The sequence below is a fragment of the Streptomyces sp. R41 genome, assembly GCF_041053055.1.
Taxonomy (GTDB): domain Bacteria; phylum Actinomycetota; class Actinomycetes; order Streptomycetales; family Streptomycetaceae; genus Streptomyces.
On the sequence record NZ_CP163443.1, the window covers coordinates 9,115,310 to 9,136,273 of the forward strand.

Here is a 20,964-nt window from a genome sequence, read left to right on the forward strand (position 1 = left end):
CCTCGCGTAGTCGCCGGCCGGTGCCGCGGGAGAGCGAAGCACCGGCCGACGGCGGACCCAGCAGAGACGTACCACTGCACGAAGGGGAAGCCATGACAGCGACGACCGACGGAAGCACCGGGGCCCTGCCGCCCCGCGCTGCCTCGGCCAGCGAAACACACATTGCGACGACTCCCGTGGCGGCCGGGACAGTCGAGACCCGAGACGCCGCCACGCGCGCGATACAGCGCGCCACGGACTTCCTGCTGTCGCGGCAGGACGCCGAGGGCTGGTGGAAGGGCGACCTCGAGACGAACGTCACGATGGACGCCGAGGACCTGCTCCTCCGTCAGTTCCTGGGCATCCGCGACGAGTCGACCACGCGCGCCGCCGGGCTGTTCATTCGTGGGGAACAGCGCGACGACGGCACCTGGGCGACCTTCTACGGCGGGCCCGGCGAACTCTCCACCACCATCGAGGCGTACGTCGCCCTGCGGATGGCCGGGGACGCCCCGGACGAGCCCCACATGGCGAAGGCGTCCGCGTGGATCCGTGAGCGCGGGGGCATCGCCTCGGCCCGTGTCTTCACCCGGATCTGGCTCGCTCTGTTCGGCTGGTGGAAGTGGGACGACCTGCCCGAACTCCCGCCGGAGCTCATCTACTTCCCCAAGTGGATGCCGCTCAACATCTACGACTTCGGGTGTTGGGCGCGGCAGACGATCGTGCCGCTCACCATCGTCTCGGCGAAGCGTCCGGTGCGGCCCGCGCCGTTCCCGCTCGACGAGCTGCACACCGACGCCGCTCATCCCAATCCGGTCAAGCCCCTGGCACCCGTGGCGAGTTGGGACGGCGCCTTCCAGCGCCTCGACAAGGCGCTGCACCAGTACCGCAAGGTCGCGCCGCGTCGGCTGCGCAGGGCCGCGATGAACTCGGCAGCGCGCTGGATCATCGAGCGGCAGGAGAACGACGGCTGCTGGGGAGGCATCCAGCCGCCCGCCGTGTACTCGGTCATCGCCCTGCATCTGCTCGGCTACGACCTCGAACACCCGGTGATGCGTGAGGGGTTGGCCTCGCTGGACCGTTTCGCCGTGTGGCGCGAGGACGGTGCCCGGATGATCGAGGCCTGCCAGTCGCCGGTGTGGGACACATGCCTCGCGACCATCGCGCTTGCCGACGCGGGCGTCCCCGCCGACCATCCGCAGCTCGTGAAGGCCGCGGACTGGATGCTCGGCGAGGAGATCGTCCGGCCCGGAGACTGGGCGGTCAAGCGGCCCGGGCTGCCCCCGGGCGGCTGGGCGTTCGAGTTCCACAACGACAACTACCCCGACATCGACGACACCGCCGAGGTGGCCCTGGCGCTGCGCCGCGTCAAGCACCACGACCCGGAGCGTGTCGAGAACGCCATCGGGCGCGGGGTGCGCTGGAACCTCGGCATGCAGTCCAAGGACGGCGGCTGGGGCGCCTTCGACGTCGACAACACCAGCGCGTTCCCGAACCGGCTTCCCTTCTGCGACTTCGGGGAGGTCATCGACCCGCCGTCCGCGGATGTCACCGCCCATGTGGTCGAGATGCTCGCGGTGGAGGGCCTCTCGCACGACCTGCGTACCCGCCGGGGCATCGAGTGGCTGCTCGCCCACCAGGAGCCGAACGGATCCTGGTTCGGGCGCTGGGGCGTCAACTACGTATACGGAACAGGGTCGGTGGTGCCCGCACTGGTCGCCGCCGGACTGCCCGCCTCGCACCCGGCGATCCGCCGGGCCGTGGCCTGGCTGGAGGCCGTCCAGAACGACGACGGGGGCTGGGGCGAGGACCTGCGCTCCTACCACGACGTCGCCGAGTGGAGCGGACGGGGCGCCTCGACCGCCTCGCAGACCGGCTGGGCCCTTCTCGCCCTGCTGGCCGCAGGGGAGCGCGACTCCAAGGCCGTGGAGCGCGGGGTCGAGTGGCTCGCGGAGACCCAGCTGGCGGACGGCTCCTGGGACGAGCCGTACTTCACGGGAACCGGCTTCCCGTGGGACTTCTCGATCAACTACCACCTCTACCGGCAGGTCTTCCCACTCACCGCGCTCGGCCGGTACGTGCACGGCGAGCCCTTCGCCGAGGCCCAGGGGGGTTGATGAGCAGCAAGCCCGACCCGTCCCCTTTGCTGATCGCCTGCGCGCTCGGCATCGAGCACCTCGCCCTGCGCAGCGGCGACCGCACCGGGGCCGACGGGCCCGTCACCGTGCTGCGTACGGGCATGGGGCCCAAGGCGGCCGAACGCTCGATCACCCGGGTGCTCGCCGACCCGGCGCTGCGCGAGGCCGCGGTCCTGGCCACGGGCTTCTGCGCGGGCCTCGCCCCGGGCATGCACCCCGGTGACCTGGTCGTCGCCGAGGAGACCCGGGACCCGCGCGGCAACACCCCCTGCGTAGGCGTCGATCTGCTCGTCAAGGAACTCGTGCGCGCCGTGCCCGGGCGCACGGTCCACACGGGACCCCTCACCGGCTCCGATCACGTCGTCCGCGGTCACGAACGGTCGGATCTGCTCGCGACCGGCGCAATCGCGGTCGACATGGAGTCGGCATCCACACTGCACGGCGCCGTGCGCACGGGCGCGCGCCCGGTTGCGGCCGTCCGAGTGGTCGTGGACGCTCCAGAACATGAACTCGTCCGTATCGGCACGGTGCGCGGTGGAATATCAGCTTTCCGTGTTCTTCGTGCCGTGCTTCCCGCTTTTTTTGAATGGCACCGTTCTTTGTTGCTCCCTCGGAGGTGAGCCAGATGGCCATGCCGCTTCGGCAGTCCATGAAGGTCGCTGCGTACCTGTTTGAACAGAAGCTCAAGAAGCGGGACAAGTTCGCGCTGCTGGTCGAGTTGGAACCGCTCTTCGCGTGCAACCTCAAGTGCGAGGGCTGCGGCAAGATCCAGCACCCGGCGGGAGTGCTCAAGCAGCGCATGCCCGTGGCCCAGGCCGTGGGAGCGGTACTTGAGTCCGGTGCGCCGATGGTGTCCATCGCCGGCGGCGAGCCGCTGATGCACCCGCAGATCGATGAGATCGTGCGGCAGTTGGTGGCCAAGAAGAAGTTCGTCTTCCTGTGCACCAACGCGCTGCTGATGCGCAAGAAGATGGACAAGTTCAAGCCCTCGCCCTACTTCGCGTGGGCCGTGCACATCGACGGGCTGCGCGAGCGGCACGACGAGTCGGTGGCCAAGGAGGGCACCTTCGACGAGGCGGTCGAAGCCATCAAGGAGGCCAAGCGGCGCGGCTTCCGCGTCACCACCAACTCGACCTTCTTCAACACCGACACCCCGCAGACCATCATCGAGGTCCTCAACTTCCTCAACGACGACCTGAAGGTGGACGAGATGATGCTCTCGCCCGCCTACGCCTACGAGAAGGCCCCCGACCAGGAGCACTTCCTCGGCGTACAGCAGACCCGTGAGCTGTTCAAGAAGGCCTTCGCGGGCGGCAACCGGCGCCGCTGGCGGCTCAACCAGAGCCCGCTCTTCCTGGACTTCCTGGAGGGCAAGGTCGACTTCCCGTGCACCGCCTGGGCGATCCCCAGCTACTCGCTCTTCGGCTGGCAGAAGCCCTGCTACCTGATGAGCGACGGGTACGTACAGACGTACAAGCAGCTCCTGGAAGAGACCGACTGGGACGCGTACGGCCGCGGCAAGGACGACCGGTGCGCCAACTGCATGGCGCACTGCGGCTACGAGCCGACCGCCGTCCTCGCCACCATGGGCTCCCTCAAGGAGTCGCTGCGCGCAGCCCGTGAGACCTTCACGGAAAGCCGCGGGTGACGTCATGACCGCCGTTTCCTTGGGCCTCCCCGAGGTGCCGGTCCGACCGATCGCGGAGCGCCGCATCTCGCGGCAGATCCAGGTCGGACCGGTGGCGGTCGGGGGCGGCGCACCCGTGTCGGTGCAGTCGATGACGACGACGCGTACGTCGGACATCGGCGCCACCTTGCAGCAGATCGCGGAACTCACCGCGTCCGGCTGCCAGATCGTCCGTGTCGCCTGCCCCACGCAGGACGACGCGGACGCCCTCGCCACCATCGCCCGCAAGTCGCAGATCCCGGTGATCGCGGACATCCACTTCCAGCCGAAGTACGTGTTCGCCGCGATCGAGGCGGGCTGTGCGGCGGTGCGGGTGAACCCCGGCAACATCAAGCAGTTCGACGACAAGGTGAAGGAGATCGCGCGGGCCGCGAAGGATCACGGCACGCCGATCCGGATCGGTGTCAACGCGGGCTCCCTCGACCGGCGGCTGCTGCACAAGTACGGGAAGGCGACGCCCGAGGCGCTCGTCGAATCGGCGCTGTGGGAGGCGTCGCTCTTCGAGGAGCACGGCTTCAGGGACATCAAGATCTCGGTGAAGCACAACGACCCGGTGGTGATGGTCAACGCCTACCGTCAGCTGGCGGCGCAGTGCGACTATCCGCTGCACCTCGGTGTGACGGAAGCCGGTCCGGCGTTCCAGGGGACCATCAAGTCGGCCGTCGCCTTCGGGGCGCTGCTCAGCGAGGGGATCGGGGACACCATCCGGGTGTCCTTGAGCGCCCCGCCCGCCGAGGAGGTCAAGGTCGGCATCCAGATCCTGGAGTCGCTCGGGCTGCGCCAGCGGCGTCTGGAGATCGTCTCGTGCCCGTCCTGCGGGCGCGCCCAGGTCGATGTGTACAAGCTGGCCGACGAGGTCACGGCCGGTCTGGAGGGGATGGAGGTCCCGTTGCGCGTCGCGGTCATGGGCTGCGTCGTCAACGGCCCCGGAGAGGCGCGGGAGGCGGACCTGGGGGTCGCCTCCGGCAACGGCAAGGGGCAGATCTTCGTCAAGGGCGAGGTCATCAAGACCGTACCCGAGTCGAAGATCGTCGAGACCCTCATCGACGAGGCGATGAAGATCGCCGAGCAGATGGAGAACGACGGCGTCGCGTCCGGAGAACCGGCCGTCATCGTGAGTTGATCAGCACGGACCGAGAGGGGGCCCGAGCGTGACGATTCTGGAGAACATCCGGGGACCACGCGACCTGAAGGCGCTGTCCGAGGCGGAACTCGGTGAACTGGCCGACGAGATACGGGAGTTCCTGGTGCACGCGGTCGCCAGGACCGGCGGTCACCTCGGGCCCAATCTGGGAGTGGTGGAACTCTCCATCGCGCTCCACCGGGCCTTCGAGTCACCCGTCGACCGCATCCTGTGGGACACCGGCCACCAGAGCTACGTACACAAGCTGCTGACGGGACGTCAGGACTTCTCCAAGCTGCGTGGCAAGGGCGGCCTGTCGGGCTACCCCTCGCGTGAGGAGTCCGAGCACGACATCATCGAGAACAGCCACGCCTCCACGGCGCTCGGCTGGGCGGACGGGCTCGCCAAGGCCCGTCAGGTGCAGGGCGAGAAGGGCCACGTCGTCGCGGTCATTGGCGACGGCGCCCTCACCGGCGGCATGGCGTGGGAGGCGCTGAACAACATCGCCGCCGCCAAGGACCGCCCGCTGATCATCGTCGTCAACGACAACGAACGCTCTTACGCGCCGACCATCGGCGGGCTTGCCAATCACCTCGCGACCCTGCGTACGACGGACAGTTACGAGAAGGTCCTCGCCTGGGGCAAGGACGTGCTGCTGCGCACACCCGTCGTCGGAAACACCATCTACGAATCGCTGCACGGAGCGAAGAAGGGCTTCAAGGACGCGTTCGCCCCGCAGGGCATGTTCGAGGACCTCGGGCTCAAGTACGTCGGGCCGATCGACGGGCACGACGTGGGGGCCGTCGAGTCGGCGCTGCGGCGCGCGAAACGCTTCCACGGGCCCGTGCTCATTCACTGTCTGACGGAGAAGGGCCGAGGCTACGAGCCCGCCCTCGCGCACGAGGAGGACCACTTCCACACGGTCGGTGTGATGGACCCGCTCACCTGCGAGCCCCTCGCGCCCTCCAACGGGCCTTCCTGGACCTCGGTGTTCGGGGACGAGATCGTGCGGATCGGCGAGGAGCGGGACGATGTCGTGGCGATCACGGCGGCCATGCTGCACCCTGTGGGACTCGGGAAGTTCGCCGAGAAGTTCCCCGACCGGGTGTGGGACGTCGGGATCGCCGAGCAGCACGCCACGGTCTCGGCCGCGGGGCTCGCCACCGGCGGCCTCCATCCCGTCGTCGCCGTCTACGCCACCTTCCTCAACCGTGCTTTCGACCAGCTCCTCATGGACGTCGCGCTGCACCGCTGCGGCGTGACCTTCGTCCTCGACCGGGCCGGGGTCACGGGAGTCGACGGGGCGTCGCACAACGGCATGTGGGACATGTCGATCCTCCAGGTCGTGCCGGGCCTCAGGATCGCCGCGCCGCGCGACGCCGACCAGCTGCGGGCCCAGCTGCGCGAGGCGGTCGCCGTCGACGACGCGCCGACGCTGATCCGCTTCCCGAAGGAGTCCGTGGGACCGGCGATTCCGGCCGTGGACCATGTGGGCGGGCTGGATGTCCTGCATCGCTCTTCGGGGACCCCGCAGGTCCTCCTGGTGGCCGTCGGTGTCATGGCGCCGGTCTGTCTGCAGGCGGCCGAGCTGCTCGAAGCCCGCGGCATCGGCTGCACGGTCGTCGACCCGCGCTGGGTCAAGCCCGTCGACCCGTCGCTGCCCGGCCTCGCCGCCGAGCACCGGCTCGTCGCCGTCGTCGAGGACAACAGCCGGGCGGCGGGCGTCGGCGCGGCGGTCGCGCTGGCACTCGGGGACGCCGAAGTCGACGTGCCCGTACGGCGGTTCGGCATCCCGGAGCAGTTCCTCGCACACGCCAAGCGCGGTGAAGTGCTGGCCGACATAGGTCTCACGCCCGTCGAGATCGCCGGGCGGATCAGCGCCGGCCTGGCCGTCAAGGATGAGCTGTCCAAGGTCGAGGACAAGCTGTCCATGGATGAGTTGTCCAAGGAGAAACAGGAATGAACGACCCTGCTCAGAAGCGGGAGTTCGACCTCGGCGCGCTGCTGGCCGAGCGCGGAGCCGAGCGCTACGAGCTGCACACCAAGTATCTGAACCACCAGCTCCCGCGCATGCTGCACACCATCGGCTTCGACAAGGTGTACGAGCGGGCCGAGGGTGCCCACTTCTGGGACGCGGACGGCAACGACTACCTGGACATGCTCGCCGGGTTCGGGGTGATGGGCCTGGGCCGCCATCACCCCGTCGTCCGCCAGGCGCTGCACGACGTCCTGGACGCCTCGCTCGCCGACCTCACCCGGTTCGACTGTCAGCCGCTGCCCGGGCTCCTCGCGGAGAAGCTGCTCGCCCACAGCCCGCACCTGGACCGGGTCTTCTTCGGCAACAGCGGCACGGAGGCGGTCGAGACCGCGTTGAAGTTCGCCCGGTACGCCACCGGGAAGCCGCGGATCCTGTACTGCTCCCACGCCTTCCACGGCCTGACCACCGGCTCGCTGTCCGTGAACGGCGAGGACGGCTTCCGCGACGGCTTCGCGCCGCTGCTGCCCGACACCCCTGTCCCGCTCGGGGATCTCGATGTCCTGGCACGGGAGCTGAAGAAGGGCGACGTCGCGGCGCTCATCGTCGAGCCCATCCAGGGCAAGGGCGTGCACGAGGCCCCGCCCGGATATCTGCGAGCCGCCCAGGAGCTGCTGCACAAGCACAAGGCGCTGCTCATCGCGGACGAGGTGCAGACCGGGCTCGGACGGACCGGCGACTTCTACGCCTACCAGCACGAGGAGGGCGTCGAGCCGGACCTGGTGTGCGTGGCGAAGGCGCTCTCCGGCGGTTATGTGCCGGTCGGTGCGACCCTCGGCAAGGACTGGATCTTCAAGAAGGTCTACTCGTCGATGGACCGGGTCCTCGTGCACTCGGCGAGTTTCGGCTCGAATGCGCAAGCCATGGCGGCCGGTCTCGCCGTGCTGTCGGTCATGGAGAACGAGCAGATCGTCGCCAACGCGCGTGCCACCGGCGAGCGGCTCACGTCCCGGCTGGCGGCACTGATCGACAAGTACGAGCTGCTGAGCGACGTACGCGGCCGGGGCCTGATGATCGGCATCGAGTTCGGGCGGCCCAAGTCGCTGAAGCTGCGCAGCCGCTGGACGATGCTGCAGGCCGCGCGCAAGGGCCTGTTCGCGCAGATGGTGGTCGTCCCGCTGCTGCAACGGCACCGCATCCTCACCCAGGTCTCCGGCGACCATCTGGAGGTGATCAAGCTGATCCCGCCGCTGATCATCGGCGAGCAGGACGTCGACCGCTTCGTCGAGGCCTTCACCGCGGTGATGGACGACGCGCACAGCGGAGGCGGGCTGATGTGGGACTTCGGAAAGACGCTGGTGAAGCAGGCGGTGGCGAACCGCTAGCCGCGATGTACGGGCGGGCTCGCGCCTTGGGCCCGCCCTCTTCCTGGCCGTGAGCGCGGTCTGGGCCCGTCTCTGCGATGTAGTGCGGTCTGGGCCCGTGTCTGCCGTGAGTGCGGTTCTGGGCCCGCCGCTCGTGCGACGGATCGGTCTTTTGCCTCATGGGCAAAGAATTTGCCCATGAGGCAAGGCTGCGGCTCAATGGAGGCATGAACCCTGTCGAGGGTACGAGCCCTTCCGAGCCGGGGGCGGCCGGCGAGCTTCCCGTCGTCGCACCCCAACTGCGCGAGCTGCGCCGCCGTGCCTCCCTGACCCTGGAGGCCGCGTCCCGCGCCGCCGGGCTCTCGCCCGCCCACCTCTCGCGATTGGAGACCGGGCAGCGCCAGCCCTCGCTGCCGATGCTGCTCGCGCTTGCCCGTATCTACGGTACGACCGTCTCAGAACTGCTCGGCGAGACGGTCGCCGAGCGTGACGCGATCGTGCGCGCCGCCGACATGGAGCCGACCGGGGCGGGCGGCTGGACGTACTGGCAGGCCGGCGCCCCGGCCCGGGGCATGCAGGCCCTGCGGGTGCACGTCCCGTACGGCTCCCAAGGCGACATCGTGCGTGTCCACTCCGGCGAGGAGTGGCTGTACGTCCTCCAGGGCCGGCTGCGACTGCGCCTCGGGGACACCGCGCATGTGCTCGCCCCGGGCGACAGCGCGCACTTCGACTCGCTCACCCCGCATCGCATCGCCGCCGCCGATCGCGCCGGAGCGGAGCTCCTGTTCGTCCACACCCTGCTGCAGAGCCCCACCGCCGCGCTGTGCCTCGGCCCGGTGACGGGGCACCCGACCTCGGGAGAGACGTCATGACCGAACCCACAGAACCCGGCAGGCCACGGTCCATGGAGGAGCGGTTCCCGCGCGCCCTGTGGATACGGCTGATCATCTACATCGCCGTAGGCCACGTCTTCGCGGCCTTCATCTACCTGCTGTTCACGCTGGGCGCGCAGAGCCACTAGGTTCCCCGCGGCGGTCAGTCCAGCAGGCGCTCGCGCAGGCGCACCCGCAGCTCGGGGGTGATGCGCAGCGCCTGCTCCAGGTAGGGGTCGACGCCGCCCCAGGTCTCCTCGATCGTCTCGAAGGCCGCCGTCAGGTATTCGGCGCGCGCGTCGAACAGCGGGCTGAGCAGCTCCATGACCTCCGGGGAGTACCCGGCGGCGGAGCTGCTGCTGCGGTGCACCTTGTAGCGGCGGTGCGCGGCGTTCGACTCCAGGTAGTCGGCAACGATCGCGTCGCGCTCGACGCCGAGGGCGAGGAGCGTCACGGCTATCGACAGGCCCGCGCGGTCCTTGCCCGCCGCGCAGTGCATCAGCGCGGGCACGCTGTCGTCGGCCAGCGCGTGCAGCACCTGGGAGTGCTCGGCCGTGCGCTGCTTGATGATCGTCCGGTACGAGTTGATCATGCGATTGGCGGCCTTGCCGTCCCCGAGGATCGAGCGGAGCTGGTCGATCTCGCCGTCGCGGACCATCTTCCAGAACTCGGCGCCGTCGGCAGGGTCGGTCAGCGGAAGATTCACGTTCCGCACACCCGGCAGCTCGACGTCCGGGCCCTCCAGCTTCTGGTCCGAGGCATTGCGGAAGTCGAAGATCGTGTGCAGGCCCAGGGAGGTGAGGAACGCGGCGTCCTCCTCGGTGGCGTGCGCCAGGTGGCCGCTGCGGAACAGCTGCCCCTGCTTCACGCGCCGGCCGTCCACGGTGGGCAGGCCGCCCACGTCCCGGAAGTTGCGCACGCCTGCCAGCTCGGGCTCGGTCGACGGGACCTGCTGCGTCACTGGGGCTCCTCCCATTCGGCCGTGGGCGCTGCTCGGCTTCGCTCGGCGGCGCTTGGCGCTTGTGTGCGGGTTGCGCTCTCGACGATACGACATGGGTTCCTGGGGCAATGAGTTGTCCACAGGCGTTGCCTCGGGGCACCGAGCCCATGATGATGTTGGCGTCTGATCGCACCTGTTCGAATCTGTGGGGGACTGATGATCGAAGTCGGCACGGACGCTCGTACCTGGCTTCTTTCGGGGCCGACAAGCAGCTACGCAGTGCGGCTCACCGAACGCGACGAGCTGCTGCACCTGCACTGGGGCCCACGGATCACGCTCGCGGACGCCGAGGCGCTCGCCGCGCTGCCCGCGCCGCAGTACTGGCCCTTCGAGTCCCCGCTCGACGGGCACGAGGAGTACCCGGTCGAAGGCGGCCCGCGCTTCGTACGCCCCGCCCTTTCCGTGCGCACCGACGAGCGGCGCGGTACCGAGTGGCGCTTCGAGGCCCACGAGGCGGACGCCGACGAGCTGCGGCTGCGTTTCTCGGACTCCGGGCTCGGCATCACGCTGCATTACCGGATGCGCGGCGATGTCGTCGAGCGCTGGGTGACGCTCGCCAACGAGGGCCCGGCCCTGGAGCTGCTGCGCGCCGACTCCGCGACCTGGACGCTGCCCGAGCGCGACGGCTGGCGGCTTTCCCAGCTGCACGGGCGATGGGCGGCCGAGTCCCGGCTCGTACGCTCCCCCCTCACCTACGGAGAGAAGGTCATCGGCAGCCGGCGGGGCCATACCGGGCACCAGCACCTGCCCTGGGTCGCGCTCGACAGCGAGGCGACCGAGGAGAGCGGTGAGGTGTACGGGTGCGCGCTCGGCTGGTCGGGCTCGTGGCGGATCTCCGTGGCCCAACTTCCCGACGCTCGCGTGCAGATCTCCGGTGGCGCGGGGTACGACGATTCCGGGCTGCTCAGTCTGGAGTCGGGGGAGTCGTTCACGACCCCGGTCTTCGCCGGACTGTGGAGCGACGGGGGCTTCGGCGGGGCGAGCCGGGCCTGGCACGCCTATCAGCGCGCGTACGTCATCCCGGACGCGGACCAGGACCGGCCGGTGCTGTTCAACTCCTGGGAGGCCACCACCTTCGACATCTCCGAGGAGCAGCAGGGGGTGCTCGCGCGCCGGGCCGCGGCGATGGGCATCGAGCTGTTCGTGGTCGACGACGGCTGGTTCGGGGCGCGCACCAGCGACCGGGCCGGGCTCGGCGACTGGACCCCCAACCCGGACCGTTTCCCGGCAGGGCTCAAGCCGCTCGGTGACTACGTGCACGCGCTGGGCATGCGGTTCGGGATCTGGGTCGAGCCGGAAATGGTCAATCCGGACAGCGAGCTCTATCGCGCGCATCCCGACTGGGTGCAGTTCCAGCCCGGGCGAACCAGGACGGAGTACCGCAATCAGCTCGTACTGAACCTCGCTCGCCCGGACGTTCAGGAGTACCTGTGGGAGCAGCTCGACGGCCTGCTCTCCAGCGCCCCGATCGACTATGTGAAGTGGGACTTCAACCGCTGCTTCACGGACGCGGGTTGGCCCGGCGAGCGCTACCCGCAGAAGCTGTGGGTCGAGCACGTCGAGGCCCTGTACGCCCTCCTCGACCGGCTGCGCGCGGCGCACCCCGGGGTCGCCTTCGAGTCCTGCTCGGGCGGTGGCGGCCGTATCGACCTCGGCATCATGGCGCGTACGGACCAGGTGTGGACGTCCGACAACACCGACCCGCTCGACCGGCTCGCCATCCAGCACGGCTTCAGTCAGATCCACCCGGCCCGGATCATGGCCGCCTGGGTCACGGACAGCCCGAACACGCAGCTCAACGGCAGGGTCAGTTCGCTGCGCTTCCGCTTCGTGAGCGCCATGGCAGGGGTGCTCGGCGTCGGCGGGGACCTGAGTGAGTGGAGCGAGGAGGAGCTCGACGAGGCGCGGGGATGGGTGGATCTCTACAAGGAGATCCGGCCCGTCGTGCAGCGCGGCGACCTCTACCGGCTGCGGCCCCCGGAGGGCGGGCTGAGCGCGGTGCAGTATGTCCACGGCGATGAGACCGTCGTCCTCGCCTGGCTTCAGGCCCAGCGCCACGGCGAGCCGGTCGCCCCGCTCCGGCTGCGCGGACTCGACCCGACAGAAGCGTATGAGTGCCGCGAAACGGGCGAAGTGCACCGGGGTGCGGTGCTGCTGCATCACGGGGTGCGGACGGGGCTGCGGGGGGACCTTGATGCGACGGTTATCCGACTGCGTCGCATGTGACTGTTCTGTCCGAATTAACGCCTTCATTCCAACTGGCCCTGGAATAAAGCATCGTGGGTCGAGGTGCGTGAGGAGCGTCATATTCGTGACGATGTGTTGCGGTCGCCTTTTCTCAACCCGCCCCAATTCCCGGGCGGTTTGAGAGCTTGGAAAGATCGTCGATCCACGGAGGGTGACCGGAATTCCGTGATGGATCAAGAAGGGCGTGCGCACAGAAAAGCCACATGCTTGTGGATGCGCTCTCATTTCGCTTACGTTCGGCCTCAATCCGGACGGACGCCCAATCCTGCCGCCGCCCGGAATCCGCACACTCACCCGCATATGGCAGGAGCGGGGGACCCACAGGTTCCATGCCTGTTCCGGTCTCCGGAACGGCTAGGGGTATAGCCGTGCAATTGCACGGCCGGGCATCTCCAGCCCGCACCCGACAGCTCACCTCGCAGGCGCCGGAGAGGAATTCGTCATGCCCGCGAAGGGTAAGCACCGCCGTCCCAAGTCTCAGCGTTTCACCCGCTCGATCGCCGTGGCCGGAACGGGCGGCGCCGCGCTCGCGCTGCCTCTGATGGGAGCCACCGGCGCCCACGCCGCGACCCCGACGGCCTCCGTCGCGCAGAATGTCGAGAAGACCGCGACCACCGCTCCCATTGCCACGAAGAAGGCGGCCGGGACCAAGATGTACGCGGTGAAGCCCGGCGACTACCTCTCGAAAATCGCCGGCGAGCAGAAGGTCACCGGCGGCTGGAAGAAGCTCTACTCCGACAACCGCTCGGTCATCGGCAGCGACCCGTCGCTGATCCACCCGGGGCTGAAGCTGACGATCGGCAAGAAGGCCGCCTCCGGCAGCGCCACCCCGTCGTCCGCCAAGACGACGACCTCGTCGGCCAAGGCCAAGGCCTCGGCCGAGAAGGCCACCAAGGCCACCAAGGCCACCAACGCCGCCTCCACCACCAGCAGTTCCGGCTACACCCTGCCGGTCGAGGGCGCCACCATCGGCACCAGCTACAAGGTGGCGGGCAGCATGTGGTCCAGCGGCTACCACACCGGCGTGGACTTCGTGGTCCCGACCGGCACCACGATCAAGGCCATCGCCGCGGGCACCGTGGTCTCGGCCGGCTGGGGCGGCGCCTACGGCAACCAGGTCGTCATCCAGCACGCCGACGGCCAGTACTCCCAGTACGCCCACATGTCCTCGCTCTCCGTCTCGGCGGGCCAGACCGTGACCGCGGGCCAGCAGATCGGCCTCTCCGGCGCGACCGGCAACGTCACCGGACCGCACCTGCACTTCGAGATCCGCACCACGCCGAACTACGGCTCGGACGTGGACCCGGTCGCGTACCTGCGCTCGCACGGTGTCGCCGTCGTCTGACACACCTCCTTGCCCGCCCTTGCCGGCGGGACTGCCTCCGAAGGCCGGACCCCACGATCCCCGGGGCCCGGCCTTCGGTGTTCCATGAGCGACCCCTCCGGCCCCTCATGTGCGCTCCATGATCGGAACATTGCGTTCCCGGTCGTTCATGATCGGCACATTGCGGTCGTATGGCAGGCGCGCACGAGGTATCGACATGCGTGCGGCGGTACCCCCACAGTGATCTCCGCAAGCGCTTTCTAAGCCTCCGAAGGTCCCCGCTTCTCGAGGTGGCCGTTCGGCTCGTCGCTCTCCTCGACCGCAAGGAGTACGGAAACGTGAGTTCTCGAAGACTTGGTGTGATCGCCGCCGCCGCGCTGCTGGCGGGCCTGGTCGCCGCCCCGTCGCACGGTGCCGAGGGGTTACCCCGCCGCGGCGTGGAGAGCCTGGACCGCGGCCTCGTCGCCGTCCCCTCCGCAAAAAAGGGCACCTTCCTCAGCTGGCGGTTGCTCGGCACGGAGTACGCGCGGTACGGGAACGCCATCGCCTTCAACGTGTACAAGGGCGGCCGGCGGCTCAACGACCAGCCGGTCACCAAGTCGACCACGTACCAGGACAACAGCCGCGGCACGGGGACGTACACGGTGCGTGCCGTCATCAACGGCCATGAGCGGAAGGCGAGTTCGGCGGCGCTCGACTTCGGCAAGGGCTATGCGGAGATTCCGCTCGCCACCGCTGACGGCTACACGGTGCAGCACGCCTGGCCCGGCGACCTCGACGGGGACGGGCGATACGAACTCGTTGTCAGCCGGCTCTCCGAGACCCGTGACAGGCCCGATCTGCTGGAGGCCTACACGCTGACCGGCGAGCGGCTGTGGCGCGTCGACCTCGGGCCCGGCTCGTACACCCAGGCCTCCGGAAACGGTGCCAATGACCCGGCGCCCGCGGCGATCAGCGGGTCGACGGCCATCGGCGGCTACCGCAATGACGACAACGTCACGGTGTACGACCTCGACGGTGACGGGAAGGCCGAGGTGCTGGTGCACACGGCCGACGGGACCACGTTCGCGGACGGATCGAAGGTGACGGCCGACTCGCCGGCGAACCAGTTCATTTCAGTGATCGACGGCGAGGCCGGCACCGAACGTACTCGGCAGCCCGTGCCCGACGACTTCGTGGCCGACGGCCCCTCGGGCGGGCACTTCGGGATCGCATACCTCGACGGTGAACACCCCAGCCTCGTCACGAAGTTGGTGACGCGGGTCGGCGCCAAGCGCGGAGCCTTCCGCATTCTCTTCCAGACCTGGGACTTCAACGGCAGCGATCTGGACCGGCGTTGGAAGTACGTCGTCCCGTCCGACAGCGGCGCCACCAGCTTCCATCAGATCCGGACCGTCGACGTCGACCAGGACGGCAAGGACGAGATCGCCGACGGCAACTACGTCGTGAACGGCGACGGCACTCTGCGGTACGTCGTCGACGGCGCCGGGCACGGCGACCGCTTCGACATCGCCGACCTCGACCCCGACCGGCCGGGTCTGGAGGGCTTCGCGATCCAGCAGTCCGAGCTGGGTGTCGTATCGAAGTTCCCCTGGTACTACTACGACGCCGACACCGGAGAGCGCCTGGTGACCGGCGAGCACCCGGCGAATCCGACGAGCGATGCCGACCTCGACGTCGGCCGGGGCAGCGCGGCCGACATCGACCCGTCCCACCCCGGCTACGAGTACTGGACCTCCACGGCCGACGTCACCCGGCCCGGCGCGGGCATCTTCAACGTCCAGGACGGCAAGGTCTCCACGACCACGCCCAGCGTCAACTTCCGCATCTGGTGGGACGGCGACAAGGGGGCGGAACTCCTCGACTACACGCACGTCGACAAGTGGGACCCGAAGACCGAGACCAGCACGAGGCTCTTCGACCCCTCGGGCGTCGTCTCGGGCGCCCGCAACGCGACCCCCTTCTACGGCGACGTCGTCGGCGACTGGCGCGAGGAGATCCTCGCCGAGACGAGCGACCACGGCGCGCTGCGCCTCTACACCACCACCGAACCGACGAAGACCCGCATCTACACGCTCGCCCAGAACCCCGAGTACCGCCTCGGCTGGACCGTCCGCGGCTATCTCCAGTCGACGTACACGGACTACTACCTGGGCACCGAGACCCGGCGGGTGCCGAAGCCCGCGATCACCACGACCCGCGGTACGGAAGGTGCGTCATGACGACCCGCAGAGCCTTGGGAGCCCTGGCCGCCGGTGCCGCCCTGTCGGCGCTGCTCCCGGCCACCGCCGCGAACGCCGCGCCGCGCCACCGCCACGGACGGCTGATCGCCGCCGACGACTTCCGGCACGGATTCGGCCAGTGGGCCACCGAACTGCAGGACGGCGGCACGGTCACCGCCTCGCGCGGCGTCCTGGACATCGACGTACCGAGCGGCGCGACGGTCTGGTTCAAGCGGAAACTCGAAGGGCCGTATGCCATCGAGTACACGGCCACACCCGTCTGCGAAGGCGGCGTCAACGACCGGGTCTCCGACCTGAACAACTTCTGGAACGCCGTCGACGTACGCTCCCCGGACGACCTGTTCGCCACGCCCCGGGGCGGCGCCCTCGCCGAGTACGACTACCTCACGACGTACTACGTGGGGTATGGCGCCAACACCAACACCACGACACGGCTGCGCCGGTACGTCGGTGAGGCGGGCGTCCGTCCGTTGATCTACGACTACACGGAGCCGCTGCTTGTCGCGAACGAGCCGAACCGCGTGCGGATCGTCTCGGACGGGTCCGTCGTGCAATGGTGGAACAACGGGCAGTTGGTCTTCGACTACACCGACCCGGAGCCCTACACAAGTGGGCACTTCGCGTTCCGTACCGTGTGGAGCCACTTCCGGATCAGCGACTTCCGTGTGTGGCGGCTCCCTCAACGCCCCTGATGAGGGGCTTATTCCGGAATTGGACAATACTTTAGGCGTGGCTTATCTCACCATCCGTCAACCCTTCCCTACGGTCGCGTAGCTCACATCCGAAGGTGAATCATGGGCCGACGTGGCAGACGATTCGAAGAGTGACAACAGATCAGTGATCGGGTCGTACGTGGCGGTGGGGGACAGCTTCACCGAAGGCGTCGGCGACCCCGGCCCCGACGGGGCCTTCGTCGGTTGGGCCGACCGGTTCGCGGTGCTTCTCGCCGACCGGCGGCCCGAGGGCGACTTCAGCTACACCAATCTCGCCGTACGCGGCAAACTGCTCGACCAGATCGTCGAGGACCAGCTCCGGCGCGCCAAGGAACTCGCACCGGACCTGGTCTCCTTCTGCGCGGGCGGCAACGACATCCTCCGGCCCGGCACCGACCCCGACGAGGTCGCGGAGCGCTTCGAGCGCGCGATCGCCGAACTCACCTCCGCCGTCGGCGCCGTCATGGTGACCACCGGCTTCGACACCCGTGGCGTGCCCGTGCTCAAGCATCTGCGCGGCAAGATCGCCACGTACAACGGACATGTGCGGGCCATCGCGGACCGCTACGGCTGCCCCGTACTCGACCTGTGGTCCCTCAAGACGATCCAGGACCGCCGCGCCTGGGACGGCGACCGCCTGCATCTGTCGCCCGAGGGGCACACCCGGGTCGCGCTCCGGGCCGGCCAGGTCCTCGGCCTCGACGTACCCGCCGATCCCGACCAGCCCTGGCCGCCGCTGCCACCGCGCGGCACGCTCGAGGTGCGGCGCGACGACATCCACTGGGCGCGCGAGTACCTGGTCCCGTGGATCGGGCGGCGGTTGCGCGGAGAGTCGTCCGGGGACCATGTGGCGGCCAAGGGGGCCCTTTCGCCCGACGACATCAAGATGCGGATCGAGAAGGTGGCTTGAGTCCGCCCTTCGTGTACGGCACGGGCCCGAGCGGGTCCGGCGTCCGGCTCGACCGGTGAGGTGAAAGCGCGGGAGTGGCGCGGGGCGGGGAGCGGTCGGCGGTGCTGGGATGACCGCGAACCGCCCCGACGTCCCGGAGGGCGGCGCCCGAAGGAGACTCCGCATGCCCGCCCTCCGCGCGTCCACCGCACTCGCCGTGACCCTCCTCGCCCTCACCCTTCCGCAGGCCGCGACAGCACCCGCCTTCGCACTGCCCGCCCGCCCTGGACTCAGCGCCCAGCCCAGCCCCTCGACCGTCACCGTCACCGGCGAGGGCAGCGCCACCGCCGCGCCGGACCTCGCGCTCATCAGCGCGGGCGTCGACGTCACCGCGAAGACGTCGAAGGAAGCGCTCGCCGCACAGAACGCGGCGTCGAACGCTCTGCTGGACGCCGTACGCGCGCAAGGCGTCGAGGAACGGGACATCCGTACCGAGAGCCTCTCGCTCTCCCCGGTCTACGAGGACCAGAACGGCGCCTCCACGCTGACGGGTTACGAGGCGGCGCAGTCGTTCTCGGTGAAGGTCCGCGACATGGGTACGACCGGTGCGGTGCTGCAGGCCATCACCGACGCGACCGGCAACGCGGGCCGCATCCGCTCCGTCGCCTTCGACATCGCCGACCCCGCCCCGCTGCACGCCCGCGCCCGCGAGGCCGCGCACGACGACGCCCACACGAAGGCATCCCAGTACGCCCGCCTCAGCGGCCACCGCCTCGGCCGACTCGTCTCGCTCACCGAGGTCGGCGGCAGCGACTCCCGCCCGGTGCCGGTGGCGGCGGCCGCCTTCGACCAGACAGGGACGGGCGTCCCGGTCGCCACCGGCGAGATCCGGGACACGATCACGGTTACGGCGGTGTATGAGCTGAACTGAGTCGGGACCCCGGGCCGCAGGGGCGAACCCCAAAGCGCCGGCGGCAGAGGCGAAACCCCGAAGGGGTGGTGGCGCAGGCGCACGTCTCAGCGCACCGCCGCCACCAAAGCCTCCCGCTCAAGCCCCAGTTCGCGTGCGAGCGCCTCGTCCACCCACTCGTGGGTCCGCGCCCGCGACACCGCTCCCGCGTACGCGGTCATCTGAACGGCCAGGCCGTCCAGCAGCGCCGTGAGCCGCAGGGCCGCCCCCGTGGGATCCGGGCAGTGGAACTCGCCCGCGGCCACGCCCTCCGCGATCACCTCGGTGATCGCGGCCTTCCACTGCTTGTCGAGATCGCGTGTGACCTCCCGCAGCGCGGGCTCGCGCAGCGCCGCCGCCCATCCCTCGATCCACAGTCGCCAGCCCTTGGCCTGCCCCGTCGGCGCGTACCAGCGCACCGCGGCCCGCAGCCGGCGCAGCGCCGTCGTACGGCGGCCGAGCAGCTTGCGCAGATGGGCGAGGTCGTCCTCGGCCGCGTACGTGAACGCGGCGGCGACCAGCTTCTCCTTCGTCGAGAAGTGGTACAGCACCAGCGCGTTGCTCACCCCGAGCGTCGAGGCCACGTCGGCGATCCGCACTGCCGCCACGCCCCGCGCCTCGATCTGCTCGACGGCGGCCCGCAGCAACTCCTCACGCCGCTCCGCCACGCTCAACCGCACTCTCGCCACGCCGCAACCCTACACAGCGGCTCCGACGCGGGCACGACAGGCGCTCGCGACCCCTTGACACTGCCGCGCGGCGGAGACCAAAGTACGGCCACTACTGACTGCTCATTCAGTCAGTAGTCGTGAGTTCAGGCGATGTGTGCCCCGTCCGTACGTCCGATGTGTGCCCAGTCCGTACGTCCCCGTACCGCCGCAGGAGTCCGCCAGTGAGCCAAGCACCGAGCACCCCGAAGCCCCGGCCCGAGCCCGATGCCCCCGACCTCTCCGAGGGCTGGAGCGAGCAGCGTTCCCGGCTGCGCAGGGATCTGCGCCGGCTCGATGTGCTGTTCTTCCTGATCTGCACCCTCGTCGGCCTCGACACGATCGGCTCGGTCGCGGCCCAAGGCCCGCAGGGGCTGACCTGGATGGCGATCCTCGCCCTGGTCTTCTTCCTGCCGTACGGCCTGCTGGTCGCCGAACTCGGCTCCGCCTTCCCGGTCCAGGGCGGCCCGTACGTCTGGACGCGGCTCGCCTTCGGACGGCTGACGGCCGGTGTGAACCAGCTCCTGTACTGGATCTCCAACCCGGTCTGGGTCGGCGGGAGTCTGTGCATCATCGCGCTGACGACCTGGGAGGAGTTCTTCACCCCGCTGCCGGGCGGGTGGAAGTACGCGGCCGGGCTGGCGTTCATCTGGGGCGGGGCGCTCGCGGTCGTCCAGTCGGTGCGGATCGGCAAGTGGGTGCCGATCGCCGGAGCCGTGGCCAGGATCGTGCTGCTCGGCTTCTTCCTCGTCTCGGTCGTCGTGTACGCGGCCCAGCACGGCATCCACGCACTGCCGGCCGGCGACTTCGCGCCCACGTACGCGGGCTTCGTCGCACTCGTCCCCGTCCTGATCTTCAACTACGTCGGCTTCGAACTGCCCAGCTCGGCGGCGGAGGAGATGAAGAACCCGCGGCGCGACATACCGCTGTCCATCCTGCGCTCGGGACTCGCCGCACTCGTGCTCTACGGCGGACCCATCCTCGGCATCCTCTTCGTGCTGCCGGGCGACCGGATCGGCAGCCTCGGCGGATTCATCGACGCCTGCAAGGCCGTGTTCACCGTCTACGGAGGATCGATCGCCTCGGACGGCACCGTCACGCTCACCGGGGCCGGAGCCGTCTTCGGCGGCATCGCGGCGGCCGGGCTCATCATCGGTCTGCTCACGTCGGGCGTCACCTGGGCCATGGGCGCCCACCGCGCCCAGGCGGTGGCCTGCGCGGACGGCGCGGGCCCGGCCTGGCTCGGGCACATCTCCGAGAAGCACGGCACCCCGGTCCGGGTGAACCTGCTCTCCGCCGTCCTCGCTTCCCTGCTCTTCGTGGTCGCCCTCAACCTCACCGGCGGAGACGGCGAGAAGTACTTCGCGGCGGGCCTCGGCCTGACCATCTGCACCACCTTCATCTCGTACGTCGTCACCTTCCCGAGCCTCGCGGTGCTGCGCCGGAAGTACCCGTCCGTGCCTCGGCCCTACTCCGTGCCGGGCGGTCGCTTCGGGGTCCGGCTCGTGAGCGCGCTGGCCACGGTGTTCGTCGCCTTCACCGTGGTGGTGCTGATCTGGCCCGGCTTCGGCGTCGGCTGGTTCGGCACGGCGGGCAGCGCCGCGGACTCCTTGCCGGAGTCCTTCGCCGGGCAGCGGCTGCAGTACACGCTCAGCCAAGTGGTGCCGCTGGCGCTGTTCGTGGGCATCGGGCTCGCCTTCTACGCGGCGGGCGGGCGAACCCGCCGCGAAAAGGGCTGACCGAGGCTGCACGCA

The 20,964-nt window shown here is 69.5% G+C and carries 17 protein-coding genes and 1 riboswitch; of the genes, 15 read left to right on the forward strand and 2 right to left on the reverse strand.

The genetic code is table 11. From position 1 onward, the window contains the following. The first annotated feature begins 92 nt into the window (after positions 1-92). The 8 genes from shc (at position 93) to AB5J53_RS41430 (ending at position 9,287) form a co-directional block, all read left to right on the forward strand. Positions 93-2,096, forward strand: a complete 2,004-nt coding sequence (gene shc / locus AB5J53_RS41395) for a squalene--hopene cyclase (protein ID WP_369250733.1) — start codon at positions 93-95, stop codon at positions 2,094-2,096. Next, a complete protein-coding gene (locus AB5J53_RS41400) occupies positions 2,096-2,737 on the forward strand; it encodes a 1-hydroxy-2-methyl-2-butenyl 4-diphosphate reductase (RefSeq protein WP_369250734.1) in 642 nt (213 codons plus the stop codon). Before shc ends, AB5J53_RS41400 begins: the two co-directional genes overlap by 1 nt. A 5-nt stretch (positions 2,738-2,742) precedes the next feature. Continuing rightward, complete coding sequence (hpnH, locus tag AB5J53_RS41405) at positions 2,743-3,765, forward strand: adenosyl-hopene transferase HpnH (RefSeq protein ID WP_369250735.1); 1,023 nt, start codon at positions 2,743-2,745, stop codon at positions 3,763-3,765. A 4-nt stretch (positions 3,766-3,769) separates the two neighbouring features. Further along, on the forward strand, positions 3,770-4,927 hold the full coding sequence (ispG, locus tag AB5J53_RS41410) for a flavodoxin-dependent (E)-4-hydroxy-3-methylbut-2-enyl-diphosphate synthase (protein WP_369250736.1): 1,158 nt from the start codon (positions 3,770-3,772) through the stop codon (positions 4,925-4,927). Positions 4,928-4,955: 28 nt separating this feature from the next. Further along, the gene (dxs, locus tag AB5J53_RS41415; protein ID WP_369250737.1) at positions 4,956-6,890 is read left to right on the forward strand and encodes a 1-deoxy-D-xylulose-5-phosphate synthase; all 1,935 of its coding nucleotides are present in this window, start codon (positions 4,956-4,958) and stop codon (positions 6,888-6,890) included. Then, positions 6,887-8,287 (forward strand): aspartate aminotransferase family protein, encoded by a 1,401-nt coding sequence (locus tag AB5J53_RS41420; protein ID WP_369250738.1) that lies wholly within the window; start codon positions 6,887-6,889, stop codon positions 8,285-8,287. The genes dxs and AB5J53_RS41420 overlap by 4 nt, the downstream gene beginning before the upstream one ends. Positions 8,288-8,493: 206 nt before the next feature. After that, entirely contained in the window at positions 8,494-9,138 is a 645-nt protein-coding gene (locus tag AB5J53_RS41425; protein ID WP_369250739.1) for a helix-turn-helix domain-containing protein, read from the forward strand. 32 nt (positions 9,139-9,170) lie between these two features. Next, a complete protein-coding gene (locus AB5J53_RS41430; protein ID WP_369252793.1) occupies positions 9,171-9,287 on the forward strand; it encodes a DUF6126 family protein in 117 nt (38 codons plus the stop codon). Between the two features lie 14 nt (positions 9,288-9,301). Here the strand turns inward: AB5J53_RS41430 and AB5J53_RS41435 are convergent, their stop codons facing one another. Further along, the gene (locus AB5J53_RS41435; protein WP_369250740.1) at positions 9,302-10,099 is read right to left on the reverse strand and encodes a tyrosine-protein phosphatase; all 798 of its coding nucleotides are present in this window, start codon (positions 10,097-10,099) and stop codon (positions 9,302-9,304) included. Between the two features lie 195 nt (positions 10,100-10,294). Here AB5J53_RS41435 and AB5J53_RS41440 point away from each other — a divergent pair, with 195 nt between their 5' ends. From AB5J53_RS41440 to AB5J53_RS41465, 6 genes are all read left to right on the forward strand, one after another. Beyond that, the gene (locus AB5J53_RS41440; protein ID WP_369250741.1) at positions 10,295-12,364 is read left to right on the forward strand and encodes an alpha-galactosidase; all 2,070 of its coding nucleotides are present in this window, start codon (positions 10,295-10,297) and stop codon (positions 12,362-12,364) included. Between the two features lie 283 nt (positions 12,365-12,647). After that, a riboswitch (cyclic di-AMP (ydaO/yuaA leader) is annotated at positions 12,648-12,823 on the forward strand. A gap of 4 nt (positions 12,824-12,827) precedes the next feature. Further along, positions 12,828-13,730 (forward strand): peptidoglycan DD-metalloendopeptidase family protein, encoded by a 903-nt coding sequence (locus AB5J53_RS41445; protein ID WP_369250742.1) that lies wholly within the window; start codon positions 12,828-12,830, stop codon positions 13,728-13,730. Positions 13,731-14,047: 317 nt separating this feature from the next. Beyond that, entirely contained in the window at positions 14,048-15,931 is a 1,884-nt protein-coding gene (locus AB5J53_RS41450; protein ID WP_369250743.1) for a hypothetical protein, read from the forward strand. Beyond that, positions 15,928-16,644 (forward strand): DUF6250 domain-containing protein, encoded by a 717-nt coding sequence (locus AB5J53_RS41455; protein ID WP_369250744.1) that lies wholly within the window; start codon positions 15,928-15,930, stop codon positions 16,642-16,644. The genes AB5J53_RS41450 and AB5J53_RS41455 overlap by 4 nt, the downstream gene beginning before the upstream one ends. Before the next feature lie 145 nt (positions 16,645-16,789). After that, positions 16,790-17,575 carry an SGNH/GDSL hydrolase family protein gene (locus AB5J53_RS41460; protein ID WP_369252795.1) on the forward strand — a complete coding sequence of 262 codons (786 nt, stop codon included), beginning with the start codon at positions 16,790-16,792 and terminating at the stop codon, positions 17,573-17,575. Positions 17,576-17,738: 163 nt separating this feature from the next. Then, positions 17,739-18,485: an SIMPL domain-containing protein gene (locus tag AB5J53_RS41465; RefSeq protein WP_369250745.1), complete on the forward strand. Its 747-nt coding sequence runs from the start codon at positions 17,739-17,741 to the stop codon at positions 18,483-18,485. 86 nt (positions 18,486-18,571) lie between these two features. Here AB5J53_RS41465 and AB5J53_RS41470 read toward each other — a convergent pair whose 3' ends face one another. Continuing rightward, positions 18,572-19,192: a TetR/AcrR family transcriptional regulator gene (locus AB5J53_RS41470; protein WP_369250746.1), complete on the reverse strand. Its 621-nt coding sequence runs from the start codon at positions 19,190-19,192 to the stop codon at positions 18,572-18,574. A 203-nt stretch (positions 19,193-19,395) separates the two neighbouring features. Between AB5J53_RS41470 and AB5J53_RS41475 the strand changes: the two genes are divergently transcribed. Then, positions 19,396-20,949: an APC family permease gene (locus AB5J53_RS41475; RefSeq protein WP_369250747.1), complete on the forward strand. Its 1,554-nt coding sequence runs from the start codon at positions 19,396-19,398 to the stop codon at positions 20,947-20,949. Positions 20,950-20,964 lie beyond the last annotated feature (15 nt).

Bases quoted from the DNA above. Each gene is read 5' to 3' on its own strand.
- shc (WP_369250733.1), top strand. From the start codon at position 93: ATGACAGCGACGACCGACGGAAGCACCGGGGCCCTGCCGCCCCGCGCT.
- AB5J53_RS41400 (WP_369250734.1), top strand. From the start codon at position 2,096: ATGAGCAGCAAGCCCGACCCGTCCCCTTTGCTGATCGCCTGCGCGCTC.
- hpnH (WP_369250735.1), top strand. From the start codon at position 2,743: ATGGCCATGCCGCTTCGGCAGTCCATGAAGGTCGCTGCGTACCTGTTT.
- ispG (WP_369250736.1), top strand. From the start codon at position 3,770: ATGACCGCCGTTTCCTTGGGCCTCCCCGAGGTGCCGGTCCGACCGATC.
- AB5J53_RS41420 (WP_369250738.1), top strand. From the start codon at position 6,887: ATGAACGACCCTGCTCAGAAGCGGGAGTTCGACCTCGGCGCGCTGCTG.
- AB5J53_RS41425 (WP_369250739.1), top strand. From the start codon at position 8,494: ATGAACCCTGTCGAGGGTACGAGCCCTTCCGAGCCGGGGGCGGCCGGC.
- AB5J53_RS41430 (WP_369252793.1), top strand. From the start codon at position 9,171: ATGGAGGAGCGGTTCCCGCGCGCCCTGTGGATACGGCTGATCATCTAC.
- AB5J53_RS41440 (WP_369250741.1), top strand. From the start codon at position 10,295: ATGATCGAAGTCGGCACGGACGCTCGTACCTGGCTTCTTTCGGGGCCG.
- AB5J53_RS41445 (WP_369250742.1), top strand. From the start codon at position 12,828: ATGCCCGCGAAGGGTAAGCACCGCCGTCCCAAGTCTCAGCGTTTCACC.
- AB5J53_RS41455 (WP_369250744.1), top strand. From the start codon at position 15,928: ATGACGACCCGCAGAGCCTTGGGAGCCCTGGCCGCCGGTGCCGCCCTG.
- AB5J53_RS41465 (WP_369250745.1), top strand. From the start codon at position 17,739: ATGCCCGCCCTCCGCGCGTCCACCGCACTCGCCGTGACCCTCCTCGCC.